The organism is Amycolatopsis sp. NPDC006125 (genome assembly GCF_040614195.1).
GTDB lineage: Bacteria > Actinomycetota > Actinomycetes > Mycobacteriales > Pseudonocardiaceae > Amycolatopsis_E > Amycolatopsis_E tucumanensis.
On the sequence record NZ_JBEXTZ010000037.1, the window covers coordinates 17,220 to 41,345 of the forward strand.

Sequence of the window (24,126 nt, forward strand, 5' to 3'; positions counted from 1 at the left end):
TGCGGGCGTCAGTGCTGTGCCGCGGGCATCGTCGCCGGGGCGCCGGCGAGCAGGTCACCGAGACCGCCGCGGGCGTCCTCGATCACGAGGGCCTCCGCGGCGGCCGAGTCGCGGGCCCGCAGCGCCCGCACGAGCGCGCGGTGGCTGGAGTAGCGGTCCAGCCCGAACGTGTCGTCCTGGTTGATGCGGTCGATCAGCTTGGTCCGCCGCTCCGCCCAGGAGAACACCCGGGTCTGGTCGAGCAGGCGCACGAGCACCGGGTTGCCCGCGCAGGATTCGACGACCTCGTTGAACCGCTGCATGGTGTCGAGCAGCCGGCCCAGCTGTCGGGAGATGTCCTCCCCGGCCTGGTGCCGCTGCTGGATGACGATCAGCAGGTCGTCGGCGTCGTCGAGGATGGCGTCGAGCCGGTCCAGCTGCTCCTCGGTCGCGTGGCGCGCCGCGAAGCGGGCGACCATCCCGCGCAGCGCGACCTCGACCTCGGCGAGGTCCTGCACCGCGGCGTTGGCGACCTCGGCGACCTTGACGGTGCGGGGCCCGGTCCGTTCCAGCAGGCCGTCCTGTTCGAGCCGGCGGATCGCCTCGCGCACCGGGGTCGGGCTGACCGACAGGCGCTCGGCCAGCCCGCGCTCGGTCACCTTCTGCCCCGGGCGCAGCTCGCCGGTCGTGACCGCGTCGCGGATCGCGCGGTACGCGCGGTCGGACAGCGTGTCGCTCGTCAGGCCCGTCAGCTTCTCACCCGCCATGTGATCACCCTATCTGCCATCGCACCGATCATTTGCAACTATTGACCATCTTGCTATAGCAACGTACCGTCGGGCTCGCCACAAGGCCGTGGCGACAGGGAAGGTGGTGGCGATGACGCTGGCTACGCGGCGCACGGGAACCGGTCGGCGGATCACGTTCTTCGTGGCCCTGGCGGTGTTCGCGCAGGAGTCGACGTGGAACCTCTACGAGTCGCAGGTCCCGCCGCTGCTCGGCGCGCACCTCGGCAGCGCCGCGCTGATCGGCCTGCTGATGGGCATGGACAACCTGCTCGGCATCTTCGTCCAGCCCTGGATGGGCAACCGGTCCGACAACACGCGGACCTCGTGGGGCAGGCGCATCCCGTACCTCGTCGTCGGGATGCCGGTCGCGGCCCTGCTGTTCGTCGCCATCCCGTTCACCGCGGGCTCGCTGCCGCTGCTGATCCTGGCGATGTTCAGCTACGCGCTGGTGGCGAACTCGTTCAAGCCCATCGCCGAATCCCTGCTCCCGGACTTCATCAGCCCCGCGCGCCGCAGCCGGGCCAACGCGGTCGTCAAGATCGCCGCGAGCATCACGGTGATCGTCGCGGCGCTGATCAGCATCTTCCTGGTCGACGAGCACCCGAACCTGTCGTTCGCGATCCCCGCGGTGCTGATGGTGGTCTCGGTGGCCGTGCTGGCGGCGAAGGTGCGGGACAGCCGGTCCCCGGCCTACCTCGCGGCGCTGGAAGAGGACCGCGCGGGACACGAGGAGGCGGCGGCCAAGGTGCGGGTGCGCGACATCGTGCCCGACATCGTGAAGGACCGCGACCGCAGCCGGCTGCTGATCATCGTGTCGATCTTCCTGTTCGGCGGCGCCTGGGCCGCCTCGCGCTCACTCGTCACCTCCTACGGGATGGAGGCGCTGCACCTGTCCCGCGGCGACGCGGGCGGGCTGACCCTGCCCAGCGGGGTGGCCTTCATCCTGGCCGCCTACCCGGTGGCGATGCTCGCCGAACGCTTCGGCCGGCTGCGCGTGATGATCGCCGGGATGACGGTGTTCGCGGCCGCCATGGTGCTCGGCACCGTCGTCCAGACGCCCACCGGCACGGTCGTCGCGCTGTGCGTGGCTTCCGCGGGCGCCTCCGCGTTCCTGGTCAACGCGGTGGTGGTCCTGTGGAACCTCGCGCCGTCCGACCGGGTGGTCGGGACCTACACCGGTCTCTACACCGTCGGCTGGGCCGGTGGCGGGTTCCTCGGCCCGGCGCTGGTCGGCGGCATGGTCGACCTCACCGGCTGGCCGTTGATGCTGCTCGACGTCGCGGTCGTCGCCCTCGTGTCCGTGCTGGCGGTCGCCCGCGTCTGGGCGCTGCAGCGGCGTTCCGCGACCGGCCGCGCCGTCTGACCACTCTGGAGAAAGAGGAAACCGTGCTCCGCGTCCTGATCACCACGGACTACCTCCGTCCCGGCGACGAGGTCGACCAGTTCCTGCGCCGCGCCGGGCTGGCGACCGAACACCTGCCGATGACCGGCAAGCGGGATCCCGAGCGGCTCGCGGAGGCGCTCGCCGGGGTCGACGCCGCGCTGGTGGCCAACGAGCCGATGACGGCCGACGTCCTCGCGCGGGCGCCGCGGCTGCGGGTCGTCGTGCGCACCGGCGTGGGCTACGACTCGATCGACGTGGACGCCGCGGCCCGGCTCGGCATCAGCGTGAGCAACCTGCCCGGGATCAACGCCAACGCCGTGGCCGAGTACACGATGGGACTGCTGCTCGCCGGGGCGCGGCGTCTCGTCCAGTCCGCGTCCGGCGTGGCGCGCGGTGGCTGGCCCCGCGAGGACGGGCACGAGCTGCGCGGCGCGACCCTCGGCCTCATCGGGTACGGGGCGTCGGCACGCGCCGTGGTTCCGCTGGCCCGCGCCTTCGGCATGACCGTCGTGTGCACCACCGGGGTGCCCGACCGCCTGCGGACCGACCCCGCGGTGCGGTTCGTGGAGCTGCCCGAGCTCCTCGCCGTCGCCGACTACGTCTCGGTGCACACCTCGCTCACGGAACGAACTCGCGGTCTGCTGGGGGAAAAGGCCTTCCGGCGGATGAAGCCCACGGCGCTGCTGGTCAACACCGCCCGCGGGCCGATCGTCGACGAGGACGCGCTCGCGAAGGCCGTGCGCGCCGGGGACATCGCGGGCGCCGCGCTCGACGTCGCGACCGAGGAGCCGCTGCCGCCGGACAGCCCGCTGCGCGACGTCGACGGCATCGTCGTCTACTCCCACCTGGCCGGGCAGACCGCGCAGGCGCGGGCCGCCGCGGGGCGCCAGGGGGCCGAGGAACTCGTGGCAGCGCTGCAGGGCCGGCCGCGGTTCGCCGTGAACGCCGCCCTGATCACCGAAGGAAAGAAATGAGGAGCATGGGCAACGAACCGGTGAAGTCCGTCCGCGTCCTGACACCGAGCGGCATGCTCGGCGCGGGCTGGGATCACGCCACGATCGAGCGCGGCATCGCGCTCGGCGCCGACGTGATCAGCATCGACGGCGGATCCACGGACTCCGGCCCCCACTACCTGGGGTCGGCGACGGCCAAGACGACGGCCAAGGCGGTGGCCCGCGATCTGCGCAGCCTGTTCACCGCCGCCGCGGACGCGGGCATTCCCGTGATCGTGGGCTCGTGCGGCACCAGCGGCACCGACCGCGGGGTGGACTGGGTCGCCGGCATCGCCGCCGAGGTGATGGCGGAGGAAGGCCTCGACCTGCCGGTCGCGAAGATCTACAGCGAGCAGAATCCGGCCGATCTGAAGGAACACCTCAACGCGGGCCGGGTCCACCCGTTGCCGCCGCTGGGAGAGCTGCGGGCCGAAACCCTGGAAAGCTGCACCCACATCGTCGGCGCGATGGGACACGAGCCGATCGTCGCGGCGCTGCGGGCGGGTGCCCAGGTCGTGCTCGCCGGCCGCGCCACCGACACCGCCGTGGCGGCCGCCTACCCGCTCATGATGGGCATGCCGGCCGGACCAACCTGGCACGCCGCCAAGATCGTCGAGTGCGGCGGGCAGTGCACCACCAACCCGCGCGGCGAGTACGCCTTCGACCTGCGCCTCTACGGGCACAACGCGGTGCTGGACGACCTCGAGCCGGAGAGCGGGCCGCCGCGCGAGGTGGGGGTGATGCTGCTGGTCAACGCGCCCGACCAGGCCACCGCCACGGCCGTGGCGAAGGTGGCCAACCCGTTGATGCTGCACCTGCCCGCGCCCGGGATGGACTACCTGCCCAGCTTCGCGTTCGCGTCCTCGCCCGCCGAGGTCGAGCGCGGCGCGGCCTACGAGTTCGTGCTCAACCACGTCGTCGACTGCGACGACCCGCTGAGCCTGTTCCGCATCGAACTGGGGGAGAACACCCGTGCCTGACACCACTCTCGCCGACCTGGCTCACGAGGTCCGGTCCAAGAACGCCGGCCCGTTCTGGGTGACCATGGAGGTCTTTCTGCGCGACGCCGAGGGCTACCGGATCGCCGCCGACGAGTCGTTCCTCAACGAGCGGGTGATCGCGCAGCTGTACCGCGTCGAGGAGAGCACCGTCCAGATCTTCTGCATCCCCTCGCTGAACGTCGTGAAGATCTCCTTCCCACGCCCGGTCAGCCAGGGCTCGCTGCGGGACCGCGACATGCACGCGGGCCAGCACCACGTCCCGCTGGCCCGCATGCCGGTCGGACGCGATGATCGCTGACGACCTCGGCGCCTGCCACGCCGAGCGCAGCCGGGCGGCCCGGCGGCTGGCGCGGGCCCTTCCGCCGGGACCGTCCACTGTGCTCGGCACGATCTGGCACATCGATGCGGCCCCGACCGTCACCTCGCTCACCCAAGCCATCGTCCTGCCGTCCGCAAGGGAGAAACCGTGATCCGCGTCGAAGACCTGCCCGCCGCGCACCCCGGCCGCCGGCTGCTGACCGGCCGCACCCCGTTCTTCGCCGCGCCCACCGAGCCGCGCTGCAGCTACTGCGCCTACGTGCCGCGGACCTGGACGCCCGAGGCGCGGATGCCGGTGCTGGTGGCCGTGCACGGCACCGGGCGCAACGTCGGGGCGTTGCGGGAAGGGCTGATCCCGTTCGCCGACCGGCACGACGTCATCGTCGTGACGCCCCTGTTTCCGGCCGGCATCGACGATCCCGACGACGTGCACAACTACAAGACCCTCGACGCCTTCGGCATCCGGTTCGACCTGGTGCTGCTGGAGATCCTGGACCAGGTCCGGGAGCGGTGGAGCGCGCGGGTGGACACGGTGATGCTGTGCGGGCACTCCGGCGGTGGCCAGTTCGCCCACCGGTTCCTCTACCTGCACCCGGAGCGGGTCGAGGCGGTCGCCGTGAGCGCACCGGGCAGCGTGACCGTGCTCGACTCCGCACTCGCCTGGCCGGAAGGCACCGCCGACACCCGCGACCGGTTCGGGTCCACTGTGGACCCGGCCGCGATCGCGCGGGTGCCGGTGCTGCTGGTCATCGGCGCCGACGACGACGGGCGCGCCGACCTGGCCGCGATGGGTGAACCCGGCCGCAGCCGCCCCGCCGAGCTGGCCCGCCTCGCCGTGAGCCTGCGAGCGCACGGCGCCGCGGTGCGGACAGTCGAGGTGCCCGGGGTGGGCCACAGCGCCGCCGGGACGCAACCGTCGATCACCGCGTTCTTCGACGACCTGCTGACCGGCTGAGGGCGCCGCTCACAGGTCGGCCATCGCCGAGGTCGGGGATTCGATCGCGTCGGCGACGTAGCGGAGGAACCCGCCCGCGGTGCCGCCGTCGCACACCCGGTGGTCGAACACCAGGGACAGCTGCACGATCTGCCGGACGACGACCTCACCGCCGACGACCCACGGCCGCGGGATGATGCGGCCCATCCCGAGGATGGCGACCTCCGGGTGGTTGATGATCGCCGCGCTGCCGTCGACGCCGAGCACCCCGTAGTTGTTGAGCGTGAACGAGCTGGAGCTGAGCTCGGCCGCGGTGGCGGTGCCCGCGCGGGCCGCCGCGGTGAGCCTGCGGATCTCGGCGTCCAGGCCGCGCATGCCGAGCCGGTGGGCACCGGCGATCGCCGGGACGACGAGCCCGCGATCGGTCTGCGCGGCCAGGCCGAGGTTGACGCCGTCGAGGTGGGCGATCTCGCCGCGCTGGGTGTCCACGCGGGCGTTGAGCTCGGGGAACCGGGCCAGGCCGGCGATCACGAAGCGGGCGACCATGGCGAGGATGCCCGGCGCCTGCCCGGTTTCCGCGAGCTGGGCCCGCAGGTCGAGCAGCGCCGTCGCGTCGACGTCCACCCAGGTGGTGGCCTCCGGGATCTCCGCGCGGCTGCGGCTGAGGGTTTCGGCGACCGCCTTGCGCAGGCCCTTCAGCGGCACCCGGGTGCGGATCGGCAGCCCCGTCCGGCGGTCCACATCGCCTGCCGCCTGCTCGTCCGCGGCGGCCGGGGCGCCCGCTGCCGCCTCCACGTCCCGGCGGGTGATCAGGCCGTCGGGCCCGCTGCCGGTGAGCGCTTCCAGATCGACGCCGGTGCGGCGGGCGAGCTGGCGGACGATCGGCGACACCACGGCCGGCCGGTCCCCGTCGCGCCGGGGCGACGGCCCGGCTTTGGCCGGACGGCGCCTGCGTCGTGACGGTGCGGCGTCACTGGTGCCGTAGCCGATCAGGACGTTGCCGGACCCGGCTCGCTCTTCCTCCACATAGGAGGCCGCCGCGCCCACGTCTGTGTTGGGAGCGACCGAGATCAGCGGCTCGCCGACGGTGAGGGTGGCGCCCTCCTCGCCGTGCAGCGCGGCGACCACGCCCGCGTACGGGGAGGGCACCTCGACCGCGGCCTTGGCCGTTTCGACCTCGGCGACCGGCGCGTCGACGGCGACCGGGTCGCCGACCTTGACCAGCCAGCGCACGAGTTCGGCTTCGGTGAGACCCTCGCCGAGATCGGGAAGGGTGAAGACCTGCACGCTCACGCGGTGACCTCCCAGGAGTCCTGCCACTGCAGGGTGTCGACGGCGTCGAGGATCCGGTCGGTGCCGGGCAGGAAGTGGTGTTCCAGCTTCGGCGCCGGGTAGGGCACGTCGAACCCGGTCACCCGGCGCACCGGGGCCTCCAGGTGGTGGAAGCAGCGTTCGGTCACCCGGGCGGCGATTTCCGAGGCCACGGACGCGAAACCGGGCGCCTCGGCGATCACGACGGCGCGCCCGGTCCGGCGGACCTCGGCGCAGACGGTGTCGTCGTCGAACGGGACGATCGACCGCAGGTCGACCACGCCCAGGTCGCGGCCCTCGGTGGCGGCCTGCTCGGCCGCGGCGAGCGCGACGGGCACCGACGGGCCGTAGGCGATCAGGGTGGCGTCCCGGCCGGGCTTGCGCACGACCGCCCGCCCGATCGGCGGGACGGCCTCGGCGACGTCGACCTCTTCCTTGGCGAAGTAGCGCTTCTTCGGTTCGAGGAACACCACCGGGTCGGGGCTGTCGATCGACGCGCGCAGCAGGCCGTAGGCGTCGGCGTTGGTGGCCGGGGTGACCACGGTCAGGCCGGGGGTGTGGGCGTAGTAGGCCTCGGAGGAGTCGCAGTGGTGCTCGACCCCGCCGATGCCGCCGGCGTAGGGGATGCGGATGACCATCGGCAGCCGCACGCGGCCGCGGGTGCGGTTGCCCAGCTTGGCGACGTGGCTGGCGATCTGCTCGAACGCGGGGTAGGCGAACGCGTCGAACTGCATCTCCACGACCGGGCGCATCCCGTTCATCGCCATTCCGACGGCGAGGCCGACGATGCCGGATTCGGCGAGCGGCGTGTCGAAGCAGCGTGCCTCGCCGAAGTCGCGGTGCAGCCCGTCGGTCACCCGGAACACGCCGCCCAGCTGCCCGACGTCCTCGCCGAAGACGACGACCCGGTCGTCGGCGGTCATGGCGTCGCGCAGGGCGGTGTTGATCGCCTGGGCCATGGTCATCTTGGTCGCCGGCATCAGGCCTCCTCGAACTCGAGCTCGGCGCGCAGGGCGGCGCGCTGCTCGGCCAGTTGCGGGGTGGGGGTCGCGTAGACGTGGGCGAACAGCTCTTCCGGGTCCACCGGGGTCTCGGCCCCGAGCCCGGCTCGCACGTGCGCGGCCATCTCCTCGGCCGCGGCGGCGAACTCGGCCTCGCGTTCCTCGCCGAGGGCACCGGTTTCCGCCAGGTGCGTGCGCAGGCGGGTCAGCGGGTCGCGTTGCACCCACCCGGCGACCTCGTCCTCGGTGCGGTACCGGGCGGCGTCGTCGGCGTTGGTGTGGGCGTCCATGCGGTAGGTGTCGGCTTCGACGAGCGTCGGCCCGCCACCGGCGCGTGCCCGGGCGACCGCCTCGCCGAGCACCACGGTGAGGGCGGCGAAGTCGTTGCCGTCGACCAGGACGCCGGGCATGCCGTAGCCGACCGCCTTGGCCGCCAGGGACGGCGCCACCGACTGGCGGGCCAGCGGCACGGAGATCGCGTACTTGTTGTTCTGCACGAAGAACACCACCGGCGCGCGGAAGACGGCGGCGAAGTTGCAGGCCTCGTGGAAGTCGCCCTCGCTGGTCGCGCCGTCCCCGCACAGCGCCATCACCACGGTGTCCTCGCCCTTGAGCCGGGCCGCGTGCGCGACGCCGACGGCGTGCAGCAGCTGGGTCGCGAGCGGGGTGGCCTGCGGGGCCACGCGGTGGGCCACCGGGTCGTAGCCGCAGTGCCAGTCGCCGCGCAGCATGCTCAGCACCTCGACCGGGTCCACGCCGCGGGCGGCGACCGCGGCGGTGTCGCGGTAGGTCGGGAACAGCCAGTCGCCCTGGGCGAGCACCTGGGCGCTGGCGACCTGGCAGGCCTCCTGGCCGCGCGAGGACGGGTACACCGCGAGCCGTCCCTGCCGGACCAGCGCGCCGGCCTGCTCGTTGAGGCGGCGGGCCAGCAGCAGCCCGCGGTACCCGGCGACGAGCTCGGCGACGGGCGGCAACGGGTGCTCGCCGACGTGCGTGCCGCGCTCGTCGATCAATCGGACCGGGGCGGCTGCCGCGTCCGGAACTCCTGTGCTGGCGATGGACGACATGACAGGATGGTCCCGTCATCGTGTGCAGTTTGACCAGAACCACGAGAAGAGTCGAGACAATCGGCCACCCGGGGCGCGGAATCGGATCGGTTCTCTCCGGGACGGCGGTCTCGGCGCCGGGAAGTGAGACGGATGGACACCCTGGACGACGTCGACCGCCGGATCGTCGCCGAGCTGCGCGCGGACGGGCGGCTGTCGGTGCGCGCCCTCGCCGAGCGGGTGCGGATCTCGCGCGCGAACGCCTACGCCCGCCTGGAACGCCTCACGACGCGGGGCGTCATCACCGGCTTCACCACCACCGTGGACCCGGTGAAGATCGGGTTGACCACCTCGGCGTACGTGAGCCTCACCGTGCGGCAGAACGGCTGGCGAGACCTCAAGGAGCGGCTGCGCACCATCCCGGAGGTCCGGCACATGGCCCTGACCGGCGGTGAGTTCGACGTGATGCTGCTGGTGCGCGCCGCGGACAACGACGCGCTGCGCCGCGTCGTGCTCGAGCAGCTGCAGGCCATACCCGAGGTGCTCGGCACCCGCACGTTCCTGATCTTCGAGGACTCGGCGAACTGACTCCTGCGGGTGCGTCGTCGTTACGGGGCAGGGCGTCGCGATATCGGGCTACTGTGCCACCCATGACCGACGACTGGCTTTCCGCTACTCGCTCGTCGTACGACACCGACGCCTCCGGATACGCCGAGAAGGTACGCGGACTGCTCGACGAGATGCCGTATCTGCGCGCGAGCCTGACGTTGTTCGCCGAGCTGGCACAGGGTGCCGGCGGCGGGCCGGTGGCCGATGTCAGCTGCGGGACCGGATACGTCACCGGCTATCTGCACGACGCCGGGATGGACGTGTTCGGCATCGATCTCTCGCCAGAGATGATCGCCATCGCGCGGCGCGACCATCCAGACCTGCGCTTCGAGGTCGGCACGATGACCGGCCTCGATCTGGCGGACGACTCGGTCGCCGGCATAGTCGCGTTCTGGTCGGTGATCCACGTGCCGGACGACGCCATGCCGGGCGTGTGCGATGAGTTCCGTCGGGTGCTGCGACCACACGGAGTGTTGCTGGTCGGCTTCCATGTCGGTGACGAGACTCGGCACACGTCCGAAGGTCATACCGGTCGTCCGATCAATGTGGACAGTCACCATCGTCCGCCGAGCAGAGTCAGGGGCTGGCTTCGTGACGCGGGATTCACGATCGAGGCCGAACTGGTCCTCAGGCCGGACGAGGACGTCCCGGGAGCCGTGATCTTCGCGCGTTGAAGCGCCGAGCCGTTTCCTCGGCTGAGCCAGAACACTGGGCAAGGAAGGAAACGCGATGTCCGTTCGCTACCAGCTGGTGATCGACTGCGCCTATCCCGACCGCCAGGCGCGCTTCTAGGGCTGCCGCGCTGGGCTACGAGCTCGCGCCGCCCCCGGCCGGTTTCGACACCTGGGACGACCAGGTGGTCCAAGCGGAAGGAGCGGGTGGACGCCGAAGCCGACCGCCTGGCGGGCCTGGGCGCCACCATCACCTGCGTCCTGCGGCAGGACGGGCTCGACCACTACGCGGTCGGGATGAAGAACCCCGAAGGAAACGAGTTCGACATCAACTGACCGGCTGCCGGAATCGAGTGGCAGCCGGTCAGTGCCGTCCGCTTCACTCGTTCACCGCGTGGCGCGGGCGCGTTCTTCGTAGGCGCGGCGGTGTTCGGTGTCCACTTTGGATGTGAACGCCTCGTACATGCCGCCGAGCCGGAAGACGGCGTCGTTGACGCGGCGGGGGAGGTAGCGCTGGCTCGCCGACATCAGGCCGGCCGCGCGGGTGACGCGGACTTCCGGCCGTGGCTTGGTGATCAGGGCGGCGATCGCTTCGGCGATGTCCTCGGGGGCGGCGTTGCGCATGCCGCGGGTGCCGGGTGTGCCCGCGGACAGTTCGGTGTCGGTGAAGGTCGGCAGGACCGCGGAGAAGCAGACCCCGGACCGCCGCAGTTCGCGGCGTGCCGATTCGGTGAACCCGACCACCGCGGCCTTGCTCCCGCTGTAGGTGGCCAGCCCCGGCAGGAAGGTTTCCCCGGCCAGCGAAGCGATGTTGATGACGTGCCCGCGCCGCCGGGGCGCCATGCGCCGCGCGGCGAGGCGGCTGCCCACGATCACGCCGAAGACGTTGATGTCCAGGATGCGCCGGGTGACCTCGTCGGGTTCGTCGGTCAGTTGCCCGACCGGCATGATGCCGGCGTTGTTGACCAGGACGTCGAGCGGTCCGAGTTCGCGTTCGACCCGGTCGAGGAACTCCTCGAAGGACCGGGGATCGGTGACGTCGAGCCGGCTGTGCACGGTCAGCCCGAGGTCCTCGCCCGCGGCCTTCACCCGGGGTTCGTCGATGTCGCCGATGGCGACCGTCGCGCCAAGGCGGGTCAGCCGGGTGGCGGTGGACAGCCCGATGCCGCGGGCGCCGCCGGTGATCGCGACGACCTTGCCGCGCAGATCGATGGTCTTCCTGGCCATGGTCATCCTTCCGCGCGCCGGTGGCGCAGGTCGATCGGCTGTCCGTCCTTGGGGTAGGGCAGGCAGGTGTAGTCCAGCGGCGCCCGGTAATCCGGGTCGACCGTCCACTCGAAACGGTGCAGCAGGTGGTGCAGGACGATCTTGATTTCGACCCCGGAGAAGTGCATGCCCAGGCACTTGTGGACCCCGCCGCCGAAGGGCACCCAGGCGTAGCGGTGCACCTTGTCCTCGCGCCGCTCGGGGGAGAAGCGGCCGGGGTCGAACCGGCCTGGCTCGGGCCAGTACTCCGGCAGGTGGTGGTTGAGGTGCGGGGACATCGCCACGGTGGTGCCCGCCGGGATGAAGTGTCCCAGGACCTCGGTGTCGGTCACCGTGTGGCGCACCATCGTGGGCAGCGGGGCGACCAGGCGCAGGCACTCCTTCATGACCAGGTCCAGCGACGTGAGCCGGTCCAGGTCGCCGAAGCCCACGGAGGCGCCCACCGCGAGGGACTCCTCGCGGCAGCGCTGCTGCCACCGCGGGTGCTGCCCGAGGTACTGCAGCATGGTGGACAGCGTGATGGTGGAGGTGTCGTGCGCCGCCATCAGCAGGAAGATCATGTGGTTGACGACGTCGTCGTCGCTGAACCGCTCGCCGTCGCTTTCCACCCGGCACAGCACGGAGAACAGGTCGTCCCCGTCGCCGGCGCGCCGGGCGGGCAGGTAGCCGCGCAGGAACTGTTCGAGGTCACGGCGTCCCCGAAGTCCGCGCCACCAGCGCCCGCCCGGAACCGGCACCCGGACGAGTGCGGTGGCTGCCTGCACGCTGTCGATGAACGCCCGGTTGACCTGGTTCATCCTGGCCGCGGTGGCGCCTTCGGCTCCGCCCATGAAGATCGCGGTGGCGAGGTCGAGGGTGAGGGTTTTCAGCGCCGGGTAGGCGCGGAAGCCGGTCCGCGGCGCCCACTCGCCGAGCCGTTCCGCGACGGCGGTGTCGAGCGCCGCCGCGTACCGCGTCAACCGGTCGCGGGTGAACGCCTCCTGCATCAGCCGGCGGTGCCGCAAGTGCTCGTCGAAGTCGAGCAGCATCAGGCCGCGGTCGAAGAACGGCCCGATGAGCTGCCGCCACGCGGGCCCGTTGGCGAAGGCCCGGTCGCGGTTGGCGAGGCCGGCCTCGGTGGCGTCCGGGCCGAGCAGGGCGACGTTGCGCCGCCCGAAGGAACTGAACCACGAAACCGGTCCGTAGCGCCGGTACCGGTCGGTCCACATCGCGAGCGGGTCGCGGATGTACCGGAGCGTGTGGCCGAGGACGGGAATGCCGCTGTCGCCGCGCACCGGCAGCAACGTGCCGGGCGGCGGTACCGGAGTGAGCAGGTCGTTCATCGACACCTCCACCAACTGACAGGACGCTCTGTCAGATTCGGCCAGTGTGGATTTCGACAGGCGGCTCTGTCAAGATTCGCTCCATGTCATCCGCCGCGCGCCCCTACCGCGGGATCAGTGCCGAGGACCGCAAGGCGCAGCGGCGCCGGAAGCTGATCGACGCCGCGTTGGACCTGATGGGCACGGTCGGCACCGACCAGGCCACGATGACCGCGATCTGCGTGCGGGCCGGCCTGACCGAGCGGTACTTCTACGAGAACTTCACCCGGCGGGACGATCTGCTGATCGCCGTGGTCGACCGGATGGCCGACGAGGTGCGGGAAACCGTGCTGTCCACCCTGCGCGCGACCGACGGCGACGCGGCGGAGCGGGCGCGGGTCGCGATCGAGGCGTTCGTCCGCCTCCTCACCGACGATCCCCGCAAGGGCCGGGCGGCGATCCTCGAATCGTCGGCGCTGCCCGCACTGCGCAGCCGCCGCCACGAGCTGCTGCGCATGTTCGCCGGGCTCGTCGTGACGCAGGCCCGCGCGCTGTTCGGCGACGAGGCGGTGCCCGCGCCGCGGGACGAGCTCAACGCGCTGATGCTCGTCGGCGGGCTCGCCGAACTGCTCGCCACCTGGCTCGGCGGGGAGATGGACACGCCGGTGGAGGACATCATCGACGTGGCCACGCGCTGGTTCGTCACCGGCATGCGCGCCTGAAGATCGTCCTTGACCCCGCCCCTGGGGCAGGCCGGAGTCTGGCCCCATGAGGAACAACATCACTTCCGCACAGGCTTCCCGGCGAGTGGCGGTCACCGCGCTGGCGGTCACGCTGCTGGCCGGAGCGGCCGCACCCGGAGTGGCCGCCGCCCAGCAGGACCGCCCGGCGCTGCAGGAAGCCATCCAGGGGTTCGTCGACGCCGGTTTCGCCGGGATGCAGGCGCGCGTGCACGATCAGCGGGGCGAGTGGGTCGGCACCGCCGGGGTGCGCAAGCTGGGCGAGAGCGCGAAGCCGCCGGCGAACGGGCGGTTCCGGATCGGCAGCAACACCAAGACCTTCGTCGCGACAGTGGTGCTGCAACTGGTGGCCGAGGGCAAGGTCGGACTCGACAGTCCGGCGGCCGACTACCTGCCGCGGTTCGGTCTGGACCGGCGGATCACGGTGCGGATGCTGCTGCAGCACACCAGCGGGGTGTTCAACCACACCGGCGACTACTACGACGGGACGGTCCTGCCGGGGCTCCCCTCGACCGGCCAGGAATGGGTGGACAACCGGTTCCACACCTACCAGCCGGAGGAGCTGGTGCGGTTCGCGTTGTCCAAGCCGGCGCTGTTCGCGCCGGGGACGGACTGGAACTACTCCAACACCGGCTACACGCTGGCCGCACTGCTGATCGAGCAGGTCACCGGCCACTCGTACGCCGAGGAGATGCAGCGGCGGATCCTGCGGCCGCTCGGGCTGCGGGACACCATGGTGCCGGGAGCCCGGACGGGCATTCCCGGGCCGCACGCCCATGCCTACTACCGCTACCAGGACGCCGGCCAGTGGAAGACGGTCGACGTCACCCGCCAGAACCCCTCCCTGATCTTCGGCGCCGGGGACATGATCTCGACCACCCGGGACCTCCAGACGTTCTTCTCCGCGCTGATGAGCGGCAAGCTCCTCCCGGCGCCGCTGCTGGCCGAGATGCGCACGCCGCACCCGAAGAGCGGCTACGGCCTCGGGCTGTACGTGGAGCAGACCACCTGCGGGGTCCCGGTCCTGCGGCACAACGGCAGCACCATCGGCTACGGGGCGTTGATGTACAGCACGCCCGACGGCAGCAAGACCCTGACCGCCTCCATCACTCTCGGGGATGCCGACGTCGATGTGGCCGTGGAGTACCCGAAGGCGTTGGACAAGCTCCTCGGGGAGGTGTTCTGCGCGGGTTGACCTTGACCCAGGGGCAGGCTGGACACTCGTCGCATGGCTCCCTCGACCAACGGTGTCACGATCGGCCAGGCGGCGGCGTTCGCCGGGGTCACGGTGAAGACCGTGCGGCACTACCACCAGCACGGGCTGCTCGACGAACCACGGCGCGACAGCTCCGGCTACCGGCGGTACGGATCGGCCGACCTGCTGCGGCTGGTCCAGGTCCGGACCCTGGCCGCCGCCGGGGTGCCCCTGGCCGAGGTCGGGCCGCTGCTCGACGCCGACGCCGAGCAGTTCGCCGCCGCGCTCGTCGACGTCGAGCGGCGCCTCACCGAGCGGATCGCCGACCTGATCGCCCGGCGCGACAGGCTGCGGCAGTTCGCCGACGGCGACCGGCTCCTGCTGCCCGGCCGCGCCGTCGCGGTCCTGGACCGGCTCGCCGGTCTCGGCTTCGATCCCGACTACGTGGCCGGCCAGCGGGAAGCCATGGTGCTGGCGAGGGCACTGGCGCCGGAGTTCTTCGACGTCTTCCTGACCCAGCTCGAACACCGGCTCGACGACCCCGCGTTCGTCGACCTGACCAAACGCGGCTGGGACGCGCGGTCCTGGGACCCGGACGACCCGCGGATCGACGAGCTGGCGTGCGCGCTGGCCGACAACCTGCTGGCCGACCCCGAGCGGCTGACGTCGGTGCCGGCGGGCTTCCAGCCCTCGCCCGACGCCGCCACCCGGTACGGGCTGATCAACCACCACCGCGAAGACCAGCGGACCTGGGCCCGGCTGAACGCGCTCGTCGAGGCCAAACTGCGTGCCCGGGGCGTGCCGATCCCGCACCAATGACGGCGGTGAGTGGTCCCGGCGGTCTCCCGGTCAGCACGGCACGTGCGGGCGGCAGTGCTGGGCGGGGACGGTGAGCTCCGCGGAACCGCTGCCGGGCGTGGTGCCGGCCGGGTCGGCGGCGAAGGACACGGCGGTCGCCGTCGCCGCGACCAGCACGGCGGCCAGGAACAGCACGACGATGTGGTACCGCCGGATGACGCTGGAAATCGGTGCTGCGGTCATGATTGCACGCTCCCTTCGGGTCGTCATCGAGAATCCGCAACCCGGTCCGGTTCCGCTATTCGCTTTCCGGCGTATTTCTCGGGGCGGCGTGCGGGCGTAACGTCGGGGGATGGCCGAAACCGTCTCGGAAAACGATCTGCGTGCGTTGTTGGCCGTGGTCGAGGACGGCCGCCGGGATGAGCCGAACAACGCGCTTCCGTGGGCGACGCTCGACGCGCTCGCCCACCTTGTTCCCTGTGATGAGCTGGACTTCGCCGAACTCGACCGTGCGCACCGGCGCATCATCATTTCCCAGGCCGACGACGGCGGGGGCCGGGAACTGGAATTCGACGTCGCGGAATCACCGGGTTCCGTGATGTACTGGGAACATTCGCCGGGTTTTCTGCCCTGCGCGTACACGCTGCGCGGCGGGAACCACACCCGGGTCGTCCGCTGGTCGGATTTTTACACGCAAACCGAACTGCGCAACACGCCGTTGTACGCGGAGTACTACCGGCCCCTGGGCGGCGGGAAGCACTGCCTGATCACGACACTGCCCGCGGCGCCCGGCCACACGCGGCGTGTCCTGATGTACCGGGACTCCGGTCACGACTTCACCGACCGCGAAGTGCTGATGCTGCAACTGTTGCGGCCGCACCTGTACGAGGTCTACCTCGACGCGCAGCGGCGCCGGAACGGGGTGCCGCGGCTGAGCCGCCGGGAACTCCAGGTGCTCCAGCTCGCCGCGCAGGCCCTCAGCAACGCCGACATCGCCCGCGAGCTGTTCATCTCGGTGGCGACCGTGCGCAAGCACCTCGAGCACATCTACGACCGCACCGGCGTCCGTGCCGCCGCGGCCGCGCTGGTCCTCCCGCAGGTGGAGCGCGCGGGAAACGCGCCCGCGGCGGCGCCGGAGGGCACAATCCACCCGTGACCCGCAGGGCGTGGAGGGACAGGTCGGCCGAGTGCCTCGCCGGGGCGAAGCGGCCATCACTCCGTCGCGCGCCGGCCGTCGCGGAGCTTCGTCGCCAGCACGGCCGCTTGCGTGCGCCGTTCCATGCCGAGTTTGGACAGCAGGCGGGAGACGTAGTTCTTCACGGTCTTCTCGGCCAGGAACATGCGCTGCGCGATCTGCCGGTTGGTCAGCCCCTCGCCGATCAGGTCGAGCAGGGTGCGCTCGGTGTCGGTGAGGTCAGCCAGCGGGCCCTTCGGGGCCGCGTTCGCGCGGATCTTCGCCATCAGGGCGGCGGCCGCCCGGTTGTCCAGCAGCGACCGCCCGGCGCCGACCTCGCGGACGGCGGAGACCAGCTGCAGGCTCTGCACGTCCTTGATCACGTAGCCGCCTGCGCCGGCGAGGATGGCGTTGAGCATGGCCTCCTCGTCGGTGAACGAGGTGAGCATCAGGACGTTGAGCTCGGGCAACCGGGACCGCAGGTCACGGCACAGTTCGATGCCGTTGCCGTCGGGCAGGCGCACGTCGAGCACCGCCACGTCCGGCTTCACGGCCGGGATCCGCGTCAGCGCCTGGGCGGCGGTGCCGGCTTCGCCCACGACGGTGACGTCCGGTGCCGAGTCGAGCAGGGCTGCCACCCCGCGGCGCACCACCTCGTGATCGTCGACCAGGAACGCCGTGACCACAGATTTCACCCTCCTCGTCCGCGTCGCTCCGGTCTCAGGCTTGCCCGTCAGCCGCCCGTTCACACCAGCGACGCCGGCTCGCTGTGATCACTCTAGCGGCGCGATTCACGTGGCGACGAGTTCATCGGCGCAGCCGGCCGCGGGCAACCGGGTGGGCCCGAGGCGGTGACCAGTGATGTCCTCGATGTCGATGGCGAGGAAGGCCTCGCCGGGCTCGGGTGGCCAGGGCACGTCGGTGAAGCCGGGCAGTTCGGCGAGCTGCGACCGCCCGAGCACGCGGGCCCGCCCGAGCACCAGGATCGTCCACCCCGTCCGGTTCTCCGGGTCGATCGAATCGGTCTCGAACCCGACGATGACCCCGTCCAGGCGGTCGGCCCAGCTGTCGCGGGTGCACCGGACGAGAACATGACCGTCCGGCACGGTGAACACCGCCGGACGGACCGCGGGCAGGGCGTGGCGGGTGTAGACGACCCGCCCGATCGGCGCCGACCGCAGCAGGCGGAGGCATTCGGCCACGGTGAGGGCGCTGAATTTCTGGGTGGGCATTGGACGTTCTCCTGGGAGTGGGGGATGTCTTGCACCATCCACCTTTCCCGCCACCGCCGGGCGTGTGCAGTGGCCGAAGGTCCCCGGGCGGACGCCGACAGTCCACACGGGTAGCGCCACTTCGAAACCTTCCCGTCGTGGGCGGGAAAGGGGCGAAAGTCCCTCGTCAGCGCAGGTGCTCGCGGAAGAAGGCGGCGATCCGCCGTCGCGCGTCGGCGGTCGCGGCCGGGTCGTACCGGGTGCCGGACACCCGCCCCAGCACGCGCAGCAGGGGAGTCAGGTCGGCCGGGTCGTGGTCGTTCATGAACCCGTGGCCTGCGCCGGGGTAGATCTTGACGTCGTGGGGCACCCCGAGGCGGGTGAGGACCTCGTCGAGGCGGCGTCCGGCCTTGGCGCCCAGCGGGGACCGGTCCGCGCCGCCGAAGCTGCCGACGACCGGGCAGGCCCCGGACAGCCACGACTCGGCGTCGGCGGGGCAGCCGCCGTAGTTGACGGCCGCGGCCGCGTAACCGCGGTCCGGCGCCAGCGCGAGGGCGTACCCGCCGCCCATGCAGAACCCGATCACCCCGACCGCCCCGGTGCACCGGTCGTCCGCGGCGAGCAGGCTGCGGGCGGCCTCGATGTCGTCGAACGTCCGCCCCCGCCGGGCGCCGATGTCCCGCATGATCGTCCGCAGGCAGCCCAGCCTGCTGCCCCAGTAGTAGAGGTCCGGGGCGACGGTGAGGAACCCTTCGCCCGCGAGCCAGTCGGCCTGGGCCCGCAGGTCGTGGCTCATCCCGGTGAAGTCGTGGACCACCACCACACCCGGCCACGGCGGGGCCGTCGGCGGGACGGCCAGGTGAGCGGGCATCCGCCCGTGCGGCGTGGTGATCGTCAGCTCCGTCACGACGGAGTCCGGTCACCGGCCACCAATCGCCGGTGCAGCTCGGCCGTCATGGCGTGGATGGACCGGGTCAGTTCGGTGTTGGTCTTGAGTTCCAGTTCCTGCTGGACGAAATCGTGGTCGGCCTTCATCTGCTGGAATGCCGCCTGCCGGTTCTGCCCGATCATCACGAACGTGGACAGGAAGATCGCCTCGAGCGCCACGACCAGGGTGAGGGTGGGCCACGGACTGCGTTCGAACACGAGCATCCAGGCCGCGAACCCGATCGCGTGCAGGTAGACGAACCACATCGAGCCCGCGAACCGGGTGATCGAGTCGGCGAGCCGCAGCTGCGCGTCGCCGGTGCGGTGGGCGCGGTGGGCGATCACCGCGGGGTGGTGCTGCGGCTCGCCGCTCGGCTGGGTCACGACAACAGCGCTCCGCCGTCCGCGACGATCTGGGTGCCCGTCGTGTACGAGGACAGCTCCGAGGCGAGGAACAACGCGGCCCTGCCGATCTCGTCCGGGTCGCCGAGGCGCTTCATCGGGATCCTGGCCAGGAACCCCTCGAGCATGGCCGCCATGTCGACCCCCGCCGGAGGCGCCGACTGCGCCGCGGCCACACCCGGCGTGGCGATGCCGCCGGGCGCGATGGCGTTCACCCAGATGCCGTGCGGCGCCAGTTCCAGGGCGACGTTCTTGGTGAACCCCCACGCGCCGTGCTTGGACGCGTCGTAGTGCGCCAGTCCGGCCGTCGAGGGGTGCAGCGCGTCGATCGAGGTGATGTTGATGATCCGCCCGCCTCGGCCGCGCTCGATCATGTGCCGTGCCACGTGCTGCGTGCACAGGAACAGCCCGTGCAGGTTGACCCGGAGCACGCGCTCGAAGTCTGCGGCCGTCATGTCCATCACGAGCTGGTTCGGGTAGATCCCGGCGTTGTTGACCAGGATGTCGATGGCGCCGTGCGCGCCGATCGCCGTGTCCGCGAGCCGCGCGACGTCGGACTCGTCGGCGACGTCGGCGCGCACGGCCGTCACCGGGAACCCGGCCGCTCCGAGCTGCTCGGCGGCCGCCTTCGCCTGCACCTCGTCGACGTCGGCGATCACGACGTTCGCGCCGGCGTCAGCGAGGCGGGCGGCGATGCCGTAGCCGATGCCGACGGCGCCGCCGGTCACGATCGCGGTCTTCCCGCCCAGCCGGATCAGCTCCTGGCTGGGCCGCAGTGCTGTCGTCATGCGGTGTTCCTCCCTCGTTGTGGTGTCATTCGGCGGGGCTGAGCAGGCCGTAGTGCCCGTCGTATCGGTGGTAGAGCACGCATCCGCGATCCCGGCCGGCGTCGACGAAGAACAGGAACGGCAGGCCGAGCAGTCCGAGCCGGTCGCGGGCCTGGGCCGGCGTCAGCACTGGCGCCGGGTGGGGGCTGACCGTCACCGGGAGCGACCCCGCGGGCGCGTCGGCCGGCGGCACGGTCTGCGCCAGGCGGTAGCCGGTGTCCCCGGCGCGGTAGAGCACGCTGTCGCGGCCCGTGGCGGCCTCAGTGAACAGGTGGAAGTCGTAGCCGAGCTGGTTCATCTCGGCCGCGGCGTCGTCGATGGTGGTGCGGGTGAGGCCGAGGGTCTTGTGCCGGACGATTTCGCGCTCGTCCTCGGGCCGCCGGTCGCGCCCGCGGGCGAGGATCGGCTCGGCCGCGTGGCGCCACTCCTGCGGCGGCACCGTGTCGCGGTGGACGAGCCGGTGCGGCGCCAGCTTGTCCAGCCGGTGGCGCAGGACGTCGGCGAGCAGATCGATCGCCTCGTGGGCCGAGGCGGCCTCGACCTGGGCCCGCACCAGCCGACCGTTGACGTCCAGGTTGCCCTGCGCGACGACGGGCCGGGCCCGGTCGCCGTGCCGGCTCAGCCGCACCCGGGCGGACAGCACCGGCCGGTGCGCGAGGTGCGCGAGGCGGCCGATCTTGTCGCGGGCGTAGTCGGCCGCGCGGGCCGGGATGTGCCGTCCGGTGGTCACGTGGACCTCGGTGGTGGCCTGTGCAGAGTGCATGGGGGTCGGTCTCCTCCGTCGAAGCGATGAGCCGAGTCTCGGGCCGGGGCGCCGGCCGCCGCGAGGGACGACCGGCCCGGTTCGCCGGGACTTCGGTCCCTGTCGCGGCCACGCGGAGCGGCGGATCGTGCGGGGGATGGACATCGAGAACACGACGCGCCGCGAGCAACCGACCGCGTGCGCCACCGCGCACCTGACCGTGGACGAGATCGGCCCGTGGATTTCGGCCACCTACCAGGCGGTGATGCGGACGGTCGCCGAGCAGGGCAGCTCACTGGCCGGGCCGCCGTACGGCCGCTACCACCAGCTGGACGACCGGCTGCTCGCGGTGGAGGCCGGTTTCCCGGTCACCACCCCGATCACCGCCAGCGGAGACGTGCGCCCCTCGGCGCTGCCGGGCGGGCCAGTCGCCACGACCATCCACATTGGATCGTACGACAAGATGGAGCCTGCCTACCGCGCGCTGGCCGAGTGGATCGGCGAACACGGCGGCGAACCCGCCGGGGACGCGTGGGAGAACTACTTCAGCGACCCGGTGAGCCAGCCCGATCCGGAGACCTGGCGCACCGAGATCGTGCAGCCCTACCGGGACCGGACTGGACTCTGATTTACAAAGAAGCGACACTTGTACATCTCGCTCTACATCCTCTATGGTTTTGTAAACCTCGCTGAGGAGGATGCGATGAGCGACGACAAGGCAACGGTGCCCGTCGGCTCGACCGAGCAGTGGACCGATCGCAAGCGCTACCTGTGGCTGATCGGCCTGGTCGTGCCGTCGTTGGTGTTCCTGGCGATCGGGTTGCACGCGGCGACCGGCTGGGGCGTGTGGTTCTGGATCGGGCCGATCGTGATCCTGGTCGTGGTCCCCCTGATCGACCTGGTCGCCGGCCTGGACCGCAGCAACCCGCCGGACGACGTGATCGAACGGCTCGAGAACGACCGGTACTACCGGTGGATCACCTACGCGTTCCTGCCCATCCAGTACGCCGGGTTCGTGGCCGCGCTGTGGTTGATCGCCCGCGGCGGGCTGTCCGTCGTGGACGAGGTGGGCCTGGCGATCACGGTCGGGTGCGTCGGCGGGATCGGCATCAACACCGCGCACGAGCTGGGGCACAAGAAGGAGAGCCACGAGCGGTGGCTGTCGAAGATCGCGCTCGCCCAGAGTTTCTACGGCCACTTCTACATCGAGCACAACCGCGGGCACCACGTGCGGGTCGCGACTCCGGAGGACCCGGCCAGCAGCCGGGTCGGTGAGAGCTTCTACCGGTTCTGGCCGCGGACCGTGTTCGGCTCCCTGCGCTCGGCCTGGCGCCTGGAACGCAACCGGTACGCCCGGCGGAACCAGCACCCGTTCCGGATCGGCAACGACGTGCTCAACGCGTGGCTGATGTCGGCGCTGCTGTGGGCGGTGATGATCGCCTGGCTTGGCGCCGGCGTCCTGCCCTACCTGCTGATCCAGGCCGTGGTCGGGTTCTCGCTGCTGGAGATCGTCAACTACATGGAGCACTACGGCATGCGGCGGCGGCAGGTGGGCACGCCCGAGCGGCGCCGGTACGAGCGGGTCGATCCCAGCCACAGCTGGAACTCCAACAACATCGCCACCAACGTCCTGCTCTACCACCTGCAGCGGCACAGCGATCACCACGCCAACCCGACCCGCCGCTACCAGACACTGCGCGACTTCGCGGAATCGCCGGTCCTGCCCACCGGGTACGCCGGGATGATCGTGCTCGCCCTGATCCCGCCGCTGTGGCGCCGCGTGATGGACCGGCGCGTGCTCGCCCACTTCGGTGGCGACATGAGCCGCGCCAACATCCATCCGGCCAAGCGGGCGAAGGTGCTCGCCCGGTACGGGCGCGCGGAGTCCCCGGAACCGGTCGCGGCCGACACCCGCGGCGACGCGACGGACGGCGGGATGTGTCCCGGCTGCGGCTACGTCTACGACGAGAGGACCGGCGACCCGCGGGAGGGCTTCCCGGCGGGCACCCCGTGGTCGGCGATCCCGGACTCCTGGTGCTGCCCCGACTGCGGGGTCCGGGAGAAGGTCGACTTCGTGGCCCCGGGGCGGGTGAGCGCGTGATGCGGATCGAGGCGGACCGGGCCAAGTGCGACGGCCTGGGGATGTGCGAGGCGATGGCGCCGGACTTCTTCGAGGTCGGCGCGGACGGGACCGTGGCGGTGCTCGACGAGCACCCCGGTGAGGAACACCGCCAGGACGTCGCAGCCGCGGTCGACGCCTGCCCGGTCCTGGCCTTGAAGCTGCGGGGCTGACCGTGACACTGGTGGTCGCCGGCGCCTCGCTGGCCGGCCTGCGCGCGGTGGAATCGGCGCGGCGCGGCGGCTACCGGGGCCGGATCGTGCTGATCGGCGCCGAGGAGCACCCGCCCTACGACCGGCCCCCGCTGTCCAAGTCCTTCCTCGCCCCGCACGCCCCGGCGCGGGTGGCGCCGTTCCGGTCCGCGGCGGAGCTGCGGGAGGACCTGGGGGTCGACCTGCTGCTGGGCGCCCCGGCGACGGGCCTGGACACCGGCGCCCGCACTGTTCGGGTGGGTGAGCGGGAGATCGGCTACGACGCGCTCGTGATCGCCACCGGCGCCACGCCGCGGCGGCTCCGCGGGGCCGCCGGGCTCACCGGGGTGCACACCCTGCGCACCGCCGAGGACGCTTTGGCCATCCGCGCCGCGCTGGACCGCGGCGCGCGCACGGTCGTCGTCGGGGCGGGCTTCATCGGATCGGAGGTCGCCTCGGCGGCCCGCGCCCGCGGGCTGCCGGTGACCATCGTGGAAGCGCTGGACGTGCCGCTCACCCGCTCAATCGGCCCGCAGGCCGGCGCCGTCTGCGCGGATCTGCACCGCGCGGCCGGCACCGGACTGCGGTTGTCCACGGCGGTCGAGGGGCTGGAGTCCGCAGCCGGAGCCGTGACCGGCGTCCGGCTCGCCACGGGCGAGGTCCTGCCGGCCGACCTGGTGGTCGCCGGGATCGGGGTCGCCCCGGCCACGGGCTGGCTGGAAGGCAGCGGCGTGCCGCTGCACGAACGCGACCGGGGCGTGGTCTGCGACGCCACACTGGCCACCGGAGTGCCCGGTGTGTACGCGGCGGGCGACGTCGCCCACGTGGCGAACCCGTTGTTCGGCGGGGAGCTCATGCGCCTGGAGCACTGGACCGGCGCCGCCGAACAGGGCGCGGCGGCCGCTCGTCACGCGCTCGATCCGGCTGCGGCGCGCCCGCTGACCCCGGTGCCCTACTTCTGGTCGGACTGGTACGGCCACCGCATCCAGTTCGTCGGCACGCCGCACGGGGACGAGGTGCTGGTCGCGGTGCCCGCCGAGGAGGGGTTCACCGCGCTCTACCGCCGCGGCGACCGGATCACCGGCGCGCTCACCGTCGACCGCCCGCGGGAGATCATGAAGTACCGGCGGTTGATCGCCGCGGCGGCGCCGTGGCCGGACGCGGTCGTCTTCGCCGCTGCCACCAGGGCCGCCGCCTAG

Annotated in this window: 30 protein-coding genes; 17 read left to right on the forward strand and 13 right to left on the reverse strand. The window is 71.8% G+C overall.

Annotation, left to right across the window (positions count from 1 at the left end):
- Positions 1–8: 8 nt before the first annotated feature.
- Entirely contained in the window at positions 9–746 is a 738-nt protein-coding gene (locus ABZ193_RS20050) for a GntR family transcriptional regulator (protein WP_020421693.1), read from the reverse strand.
- A 112-nt stretch (positions 747–858) separates the two neighbouring features.
- On the opposite strand from ABZ193_RS20050, the gene ABZ193_RS20055 reads away from it, so the two are divergent.
- Genes ABZ193_RS20055 through ABZ193_RS20080 form a run of 6 tightly spaced genes read left to right on the forward strand, consistent with a single transcriptional unit; the run spans position 859 to position 5,417 of the window.
- Complete coding sequence (locus ABZ193_RS20055; protein ID WP_020421692.1) at positions 859–2,130, forward strand: MFS transporter; 1,272 nt, start codon at positions 859–861, stop codon at positions 2,128–2,130.
- Positions 2,131–2,153: 23 nt separating this feature from the next.
- Positions 2,154–3,125, forward strand: a complete 972-nt coding sequence (locus ABZ193_RS20060; protein WP_354710958.1) for an NAD(P)-dependent oxidoreductase — start codon at positions 2,154–2,156, stop codon at positions 3,123–3,125.
- Between the two features lie 5 nt (positions 3,126–3,130).
- On the forward strand, positions 3,131–4,123 hold the full coding sequence (locus tag ABZ193_RS20065) for an acyclic terpene utilization AtuA family protein (protein ID WP_354710959.1): 993 nt from the start codon (positions 3,131–3,133) through the stop codon (positions 4,121–4,123).
- A complete protein-coding gene (locus ABZ193_RS20070) occupies positions 4,116–4,442 on the forward strand; it encodes a DUF4387 domain-containing protein (protein WP_354710960.1) in 327 nt (108 codons plus the stop codon). Before ABZ193_RS20065 ends, ABZ193_RS20070 begins: the two co-directional genes overlap by 8 nt.
- The gene (locus ABZ193_RS20075) at positions 4,432–4,614 is read left to right on the forward strand and encodes a hypothetical protein (RefSeq protein ID WP_354710961.1); all 183 of its coding nucleotides are present in this window, start codon (positions 4,432–4,434) and stop codon (positions 4,612–4,614) included. Before ABZ193_RS20070 ends, ABZ193_RS20075 begins: the two co-directional genes overlap by 11 nt.
- Positions 4,611–5,417 carry an alpha/beta hydrolase gene (locus tag ABZ193_RS20080; RefSeq protein WP_354710962.1) on the forward strand — a complete coding sequence of 269 codons (807 nt, stop codon included), beginning with the start codon at positions 4,611–4,613 and terminating at the stop codon, positions 5,415–5,417. The genes ABZ193_RS20075 and ABZ193_RS20080 overlap by 4 nt, the downstream gene beginning before the upstream one ends.
- A gap of 9 nt (positions 5,418–5,426) precedes the next feature.
- Here the strand turns inward: ABZ193_RS20080 and ABZ193_RS20085 are convergent, their stop codons facing one another.
- Genes ABZ193_RS20085 through pdhA form a run of 3 tightly spaced genes read right to left on the reverse strand, consistent with a single transcriptional unit; the run spans position 5,427 to position 8,775 of the window.
- Complete coding sequence (locus ABZ193_RS20085; RefSeq protein ID WP_354710963.1) at positions 5,427–6,689, reverse strand: dihydrolipoamide acetyltransferase family protein; 1,263 nt, start codon at positions 6,687–6,689, stop codon at positions 5,427–5,429.
- Entirely contained in the window at positions 6,686–7,687 is a 1,002-nt protein-coding gene (locus tag ABZ193_RS20090) for an alpha-ketoacid dehydrogenase subunit beta (RefSeq protein WP_020421685.1), read from the reverse strand. Before ABZ193_RS20090 ends, ABZ193_RS20085 begins: the two co-directional genes overlap by 4 nt.
- A complete protein-coding gene (pdhA, locus tag ABZ193_RS20095; protein WP_354710965.1) occupies positions 7,687–8,775 on the reverse strand; it encodes a pyruvate dehydrogenase (acetyl-transferring) E1 component subunit alpha in 1,089 nt (362 codons plus the stop codon). Before pdhA ends, ABZ193_RS20090 begins: the two co-directional genes overlap by 1 nt.
- Positions 8,776–8,907: 132 nt before the next feature.
- Between pdhA and ABZ193_RS20100 the strand changes: the two genes are divergently transcribed.
- The 3 genes from ABZ193_RS20100 to ABZ193_RS20110 all read left to right on the forward strand — a co-directional run bounded on the left by ABZ193_RS20100 (position 8,908) and on the right by ABZ193_RS20110 (position 10,370).
- Entirely contained in the window at positions 8,908–9,342 is a 435-nt protein-coding gene (locus ABZ193_RS20100; RefSeq protein ID WP_354710966.1) for an Lrp/AsnC family transcriptional regulator, read from the forward strand.
- 62 nt (positions 9,343–9,404) lie between these two features.
- The gene (locus ABZ193_RS20105; RefSeq protein WP_354710967.1) at positions 9,405–10,037 is read left to right on the forward strand and encodes a class I SAM-dependent methyltransferase; all 633 of its coding nucleotides are present in this window, start codon (positions 9,405–9,407) and stop codon (positions 10,035–10,037) included.
- Positions 10,038–10,241: 204 nt separating this feature from the next.
- Positions 10,242–10,370 (forward strand): hypothetical protein, encoded by a 129-nt coding sequence (locus ABZ193_RS20110; RefSeq protein ID WP_354710968.1) that lies wholly within the window; start codon positions 10,242–10,244, stop codon positions 10,368–10,370.
- Positions 10,371–10,421: 51 nt separating this feature from the next.
- On the opposite strand, the gene ABZ193_RS20115 is transcribed toward ABZ193_RS20110, so the two are convergent.
- Both ABZ193_RS20115 and ABZ193_RS20120 read right to left on the reverse strand, forming a co-directional pair.
- Positions 10,422–11,261, reverse strand: coding sequence for an SDR family oxidoreductase (locus ABZ193_RS20115; RefSeq protein WP_354710969.1), 840 nt, complete (start codon positions 11,259–11,261; stop codon positions 10,422–10,424).
- Positions 11,262–11,263: 2 nt separating this feature from the next.
- Positions 11,264–12,622, reverse strand: a complete 1,359-nt coding sequence (locus ABZ193_RS20120; RefSeq protein ID WP_354710970.1) for a cytochrome P450 — start codon at positions 12,620–12,622, stop codon at positions 11,264–11,266.
- A gap of 83 nt (positions 12,623–12,705) precedes the next feature.
- Here ABZ193_RS20120 and ABZ193_RS20125 point away from each other — a divergent pair, with 83 nt between their 5' ends.
- Genes ABZ193_RS20125 through ABZ193_RS20135 form a run of 3 tightly spaced genes read left to right on the forward strand, consistent with a single transcriptional unit; the run spans position 12,706 to position 15,355 of the window.
- The gene (locus tag ABZ193_RS20125; RefSeq protein ID WP_354710971.1) at positions 12,706–13,323 is read left to right on the forward strand and encodes a TetR/AcrR family transcriptional regulator; all 618 of its coding nucleotides are present in this window, start codon (positions 12,706–12,708) and stop codon (positions 13,321–13,323) included.
- 46 nt (positions 13,324–13,369) lie between these two features.
- The gene (locus tag ABZ193_RS20130) at positions 13,370–14,536 is read left to right on the forward strand and encodes a serine hydrolase domain-containing protein (protein ID WP_354710972.1); all 1,167 of its coding nucleotides are present in this window, start codon (positions 13,370–13,372) and stop codon (positions 14,534–14,536) included.
- A 33-nt stretch (positions 14,537–14,569) separates the two neighbouring features.
- The gene (locus tag ABZ193_RS20135; RefSeq protein WP_020421676.1) at positions 14,570–15,355 is read left to right on the forward strand and encodes a MerR family transcriptional regulator; all 786 of its coding nucleotides are present in this window, start codon (positions 14,570–14,572) and stop codon (positions 15,353–15,355) included.
- A 30-nt stretch (positions 15,356–15,385) separates the two neighbouring features.
- Here ABZ193_RS20135 and ABZ193_RS20140 read toward each other — a convergent pair whose 3' ends face one another.
- Positions 15,386–15,577 carry a hypothetical protein gene (locus tag ABZ193_RS20140; protein WP_020421675.1) on the reverse strand — a complete coding sequence of 64 codons (192 nt, stop codon included), beginning with the start codon at positions 15,575–15,577 and terminating at the stop codon, positions 15,386–15,388.
- Between the two features lie 109 nt (positions 15,578–15,686).
- Here ABZ193_RS20140 and ABZ193_RS20145 point away from each other — a divergent pair, with 109 nt between their 5' ends.
- Positions 15,687–16,490, forward strand: a complete 804-nt coding sequence (locus tag ABZ193_RS20145; protein ID WP_354710974.1) for a LuxR C-terminal-related transcriptional regulator — start codon at positions 15,687–15,689, stop codon at positions 16,488–16,490.
- A 56-nt stretch (positions 16,491–16,546) separates the two neighbouring features.
- Here ABZ193_RS20145 and ABZ193_RS20150 read toward each other — a convergent pair whose 3' ends face one another.
- From ABZ193_RS20150 to ABZ193_RS20175, 6 genes are all read right to left on the reverse strand, one after another.
- Positions 16,547–17,194: a response regulator transcription factor gene (locus tag ABZ193_RS20150; protein ID WP_020421673.1), complete on the reverse strand. Its 648-nt coding sequence runs from the start codon at positions 17,192–17,194 to the stop codon at positions 16,547–16,549.
- A 105-nt stretch (positions 17,195–17,299) separates the two neighbouring features.
- Positions 17,300–17,740, reverse strand: a complete 441-nt coding sequence (locus ABZ193_RS20155) for a pyridoxamine 5'-phosphate oxidase family protein (protein ID WP_354710975.1) — start codon at positions 17,738–17,740, stop codon at positions 17,300–17,302.
- Positions 17,741–17,906: 166 nt separating this feature from the next.
- Positions 17,907–18,626, reverse strand: a complete 720-nt coding sequence (locus tag ABZ193_RS20160; protein ID WP_020421671.1) for a dienelactone hydrolase family protein — start codon at positions 18,624–18,626, stop codon at positions 17,907–17,909.
- Positions 18,623–19,030 carry a DUF1003 domain-containing protein gene (locus ABZ193_RS20165; protein ID WP_354710976.1) on the reverse strand — a complete coding sequence of 136 codons (408 nt, stop codon included), beginning with the start codon at positions 19,028–19,030 and terminating at the stop codon, positions 18,623–18,625. Before ABZ193_RS20165 ends, ABZ193_RS20160 begins: the two co-directional genes overlap by 4 nt.
- Positions 19,027–19,836: an SDR family NAD(P)-dependent oxidoreductase gene (locus ABZ193_RS20170; protein WP_354710978.1), complete on the reverse strand. Its 810-nt coding sequence runs from the start codon at positions 19,834–19,836 to the stop codon at positions 19,027–19,029. The genes ABZ193_RS20165 and ABZ193_RS20170 overlap by 4 nt, the downstream gene beginning before the upstream one ends.
- Positions 19,837–19,861: 25 nt before the next feature.
- Positions 19,862–20,638, reverse strand: coding sequence for an HPF/RaiA family ribosome-associated protein (locus ABZ193_RS20175; RefSeq protein ID WP_354710979.1), 777 nt, complete (start codon positions 20,636–20,638; stop codon positions 19,862–19,864).
- 136 nt (positions 20,639–20,774) lie between these two features.
- On the opposite strand from ABZ193_RS20175, the gene ABZ193_RS20180 reads away from it, so the two are divergent.
- The 4 genes from ABZ193_RS20180 (at position 20,775) to ABZ193_RS20195 (ending at position 24,126) form a co-directional block, all read left to right on the forward strand.
- Positions 20,775–21,245, forward strand: a complete 471-nt coding sequence (locus tag ABZ193_RS20180) for a GyrI-like domain-containing protein (RefSeq protein WP_237336533.1) — start codon at positions 20,775–20,777, stop codon at positions 21,243–21,245.
- A gap of 75 nt (positions 21,246–21,320) precedes the next feature.
- A complete protein-coding gene (locus ABZ193_RS20185; protein WP_237336532.1) occupies positions 21,321–22,718 on the forward strand; it encodes a fatty acid desaturase in 1,398 nt (465 codons plus the stop codon).
- Complete coding sequence (locus ABZ193_RS20190) at positions 22,718–22,909, forward strand: ferredoxin (protein ID WP_020421665.1); 192 nt, start codon at positions 22,718–22,720, stop codon at positions 22,907–22,909. The genes ABZ193_RS20185 and ABZ193_RS20190 overlap by 1 nt, the downstream gene beginning before the upstream one ends.
- Positions 22,910–22,911: 2 nt before the next feature.
- Entirely contained in the window at positions 22,912–24,126 is a 1,215-nt protein-coding gene (locus ABZ193_RS20195) for an FAD-dependent oxidoreductase (protein WP_020421664.1), read from the forward strand.

What these genes read in the sequence shown, in the direction of transcription:
- ABZ193_RS20180 (WP_237336533.1), top strand. Translation starts at nt 20,775, where the DNA reads ATGGACATCGAGAACACGACGCGCCGCGAGCAACCGACCGCGTGCGCC.
- ABZ193_RS20055 (WP_020421692.1), top strand. Translation starts at nt 859, where the DNA reads ATGACGCTGGCTACGCGGCGCACGGGAACCGGTCGGCGGATCACGTTC.
- ABZ193_RS20170 (WP_354710978.1), bottom strand. Translation starts at nt 19,836, where the DNA reads ATGACGACAGCACTGCGGCCCAGCCAGGAGCTGATCCGGCTGGGCGGG.
- ABZ193_RS20145 (WP_354710974.1), top strand. Translation starts at nt 15,687, where the DNA reads ATGGCCGAAACCGTCTCGGAAAACGATCTGCGTGCGTTGTTGGCCGTG.
- ABZ193_RS20140 (WP_020421675.1), bottom strand. Translation starts at nt 15,577, where the DNA reads ATGACCGCAGCACCGATTTCCAGCGTCATCCGGCGGTACCACATCGTC.
- ABZ193_RS20050 (WP_020421693.1), bottom strand. Translation starts at nt 746, where the DNA reads ATGGCGGGTGAGAAGCTGACGGGCCTGACGAGCGACACGCTGTCCGAC.
- ABZ193_RS20120 (WP_354710970.1), bottom strand. Translation starts at nt 12,622, where the DNA reads ATGAACGACCTGCTCACTCCGGTACCGCCGCCCGGCACGTTGCTGCCG.
- ABZ193_RS20075 (WP_354710961.1), top strand. Translation starts at nt 4,432, where the DNA reads ATGATCGCTGACGACCTCGGCGCCTGCCACGCCGAGCGCAGCCGGGCG.
- ABZ193_RS20135 (WP_020421676.1), top strand. Translation starts at nt 14,570, where the DNA reads ATGGCTCCCTCGACCAACGGTGTCACGATCGGCCAGGCGGCGGCGTTC.
- ABZ193_RS20115 (WP_354710969.1), bottom strand. Translation starts at nt 11,261, where the DNA reads ATGGCCAGGAAGACCATCGATCTGCGCGGCAAGGTCGTCGCGATCACC.
- ABZ193_RS20105 (WP_354710967.1), top strand. Translation starts at nt 9,405, where the DNA reads ATGACCGACGACTGGCTTTCCGCTACTCGCTCGTCGTACGACACCGAC.
- ABZ193_RS20090 (WP_020421685.1), bottom strand. Translation starts at nt 7,687, where the DNA reads ATGCCGGCGACCAAGATGACCATGGCCCAGGCGATCAACACCGCCCTG.
- ABZ193_RS20175 (WP_354710979.1), bottom strand. Translation starts at nt 20,638, where the DNA reads ATGCACTCTGCACAGGCCACCACCGAGGTCCACGTGACCACCGGACGG.
- ABZ193_RS20155 (WP_354710975.1), bottom strand. Translation starts at nt 17,740, where the DNA reads ATGCCCACCCAGAAATTCAGCGCCCTCACCGTGGCCGAATGCCTCCGC.
- ABZ193_RS20130 (WP_354710972.1), top strand. Translation starts at nt 13,370, where the DNA reads ATGAGGAACAACATCACTTCCGCACAGGCTTCCCGGCGAGTGGCGGTC.
- ABZ193_RS20190 (WP_020421665.1), top strand. Translation starts at nt 22,718, where the DNA reads ATGCGGATCGAGGCGGACCGGGCCAAGTGCGACGGCCTGGGGATGTGC.
- pdhA (WP_354710965.1), bottom strand. Translation starts at nt 8,775, where the DNA reads ATGTCGTCCATCGCCAGCACAGGAGTTCCGGACGCGGCAGCCGCCCCG.
- ABZ193_RS20100 (WP_354710966.1), top strand. Translation starts at nt 8,908, where the DNA reads ATGGACACCCTGGACGACGTCGACCGCCGGATCGTCGCCGAGCTGCGC.
- ABZ193_RS20065 (WP_354710959.1), top strand. Translation starts at nt 3,131, where the DNA reads ATGGGCAACGAACCGGTGAAGTCCGTCCGCGTCCTGACACCGAGCGGC.
- ABZ193_RS20185 (WP_237336532.1), top strand. Translation starts at nt 21,321, where the DNA reads ATGAGCGACGACAAGGCAACGGTGCCCGTCGGCTCGACCGAGCAGTGG.
- ABZ193_RS20125 (WP_354710971.1), top strand. Translation starts at nt 12,706, where the DNA reads ATGTCATCCGCCGCGCGCCCCTACCGCGGGATCAGTGCCGAGGACCGC.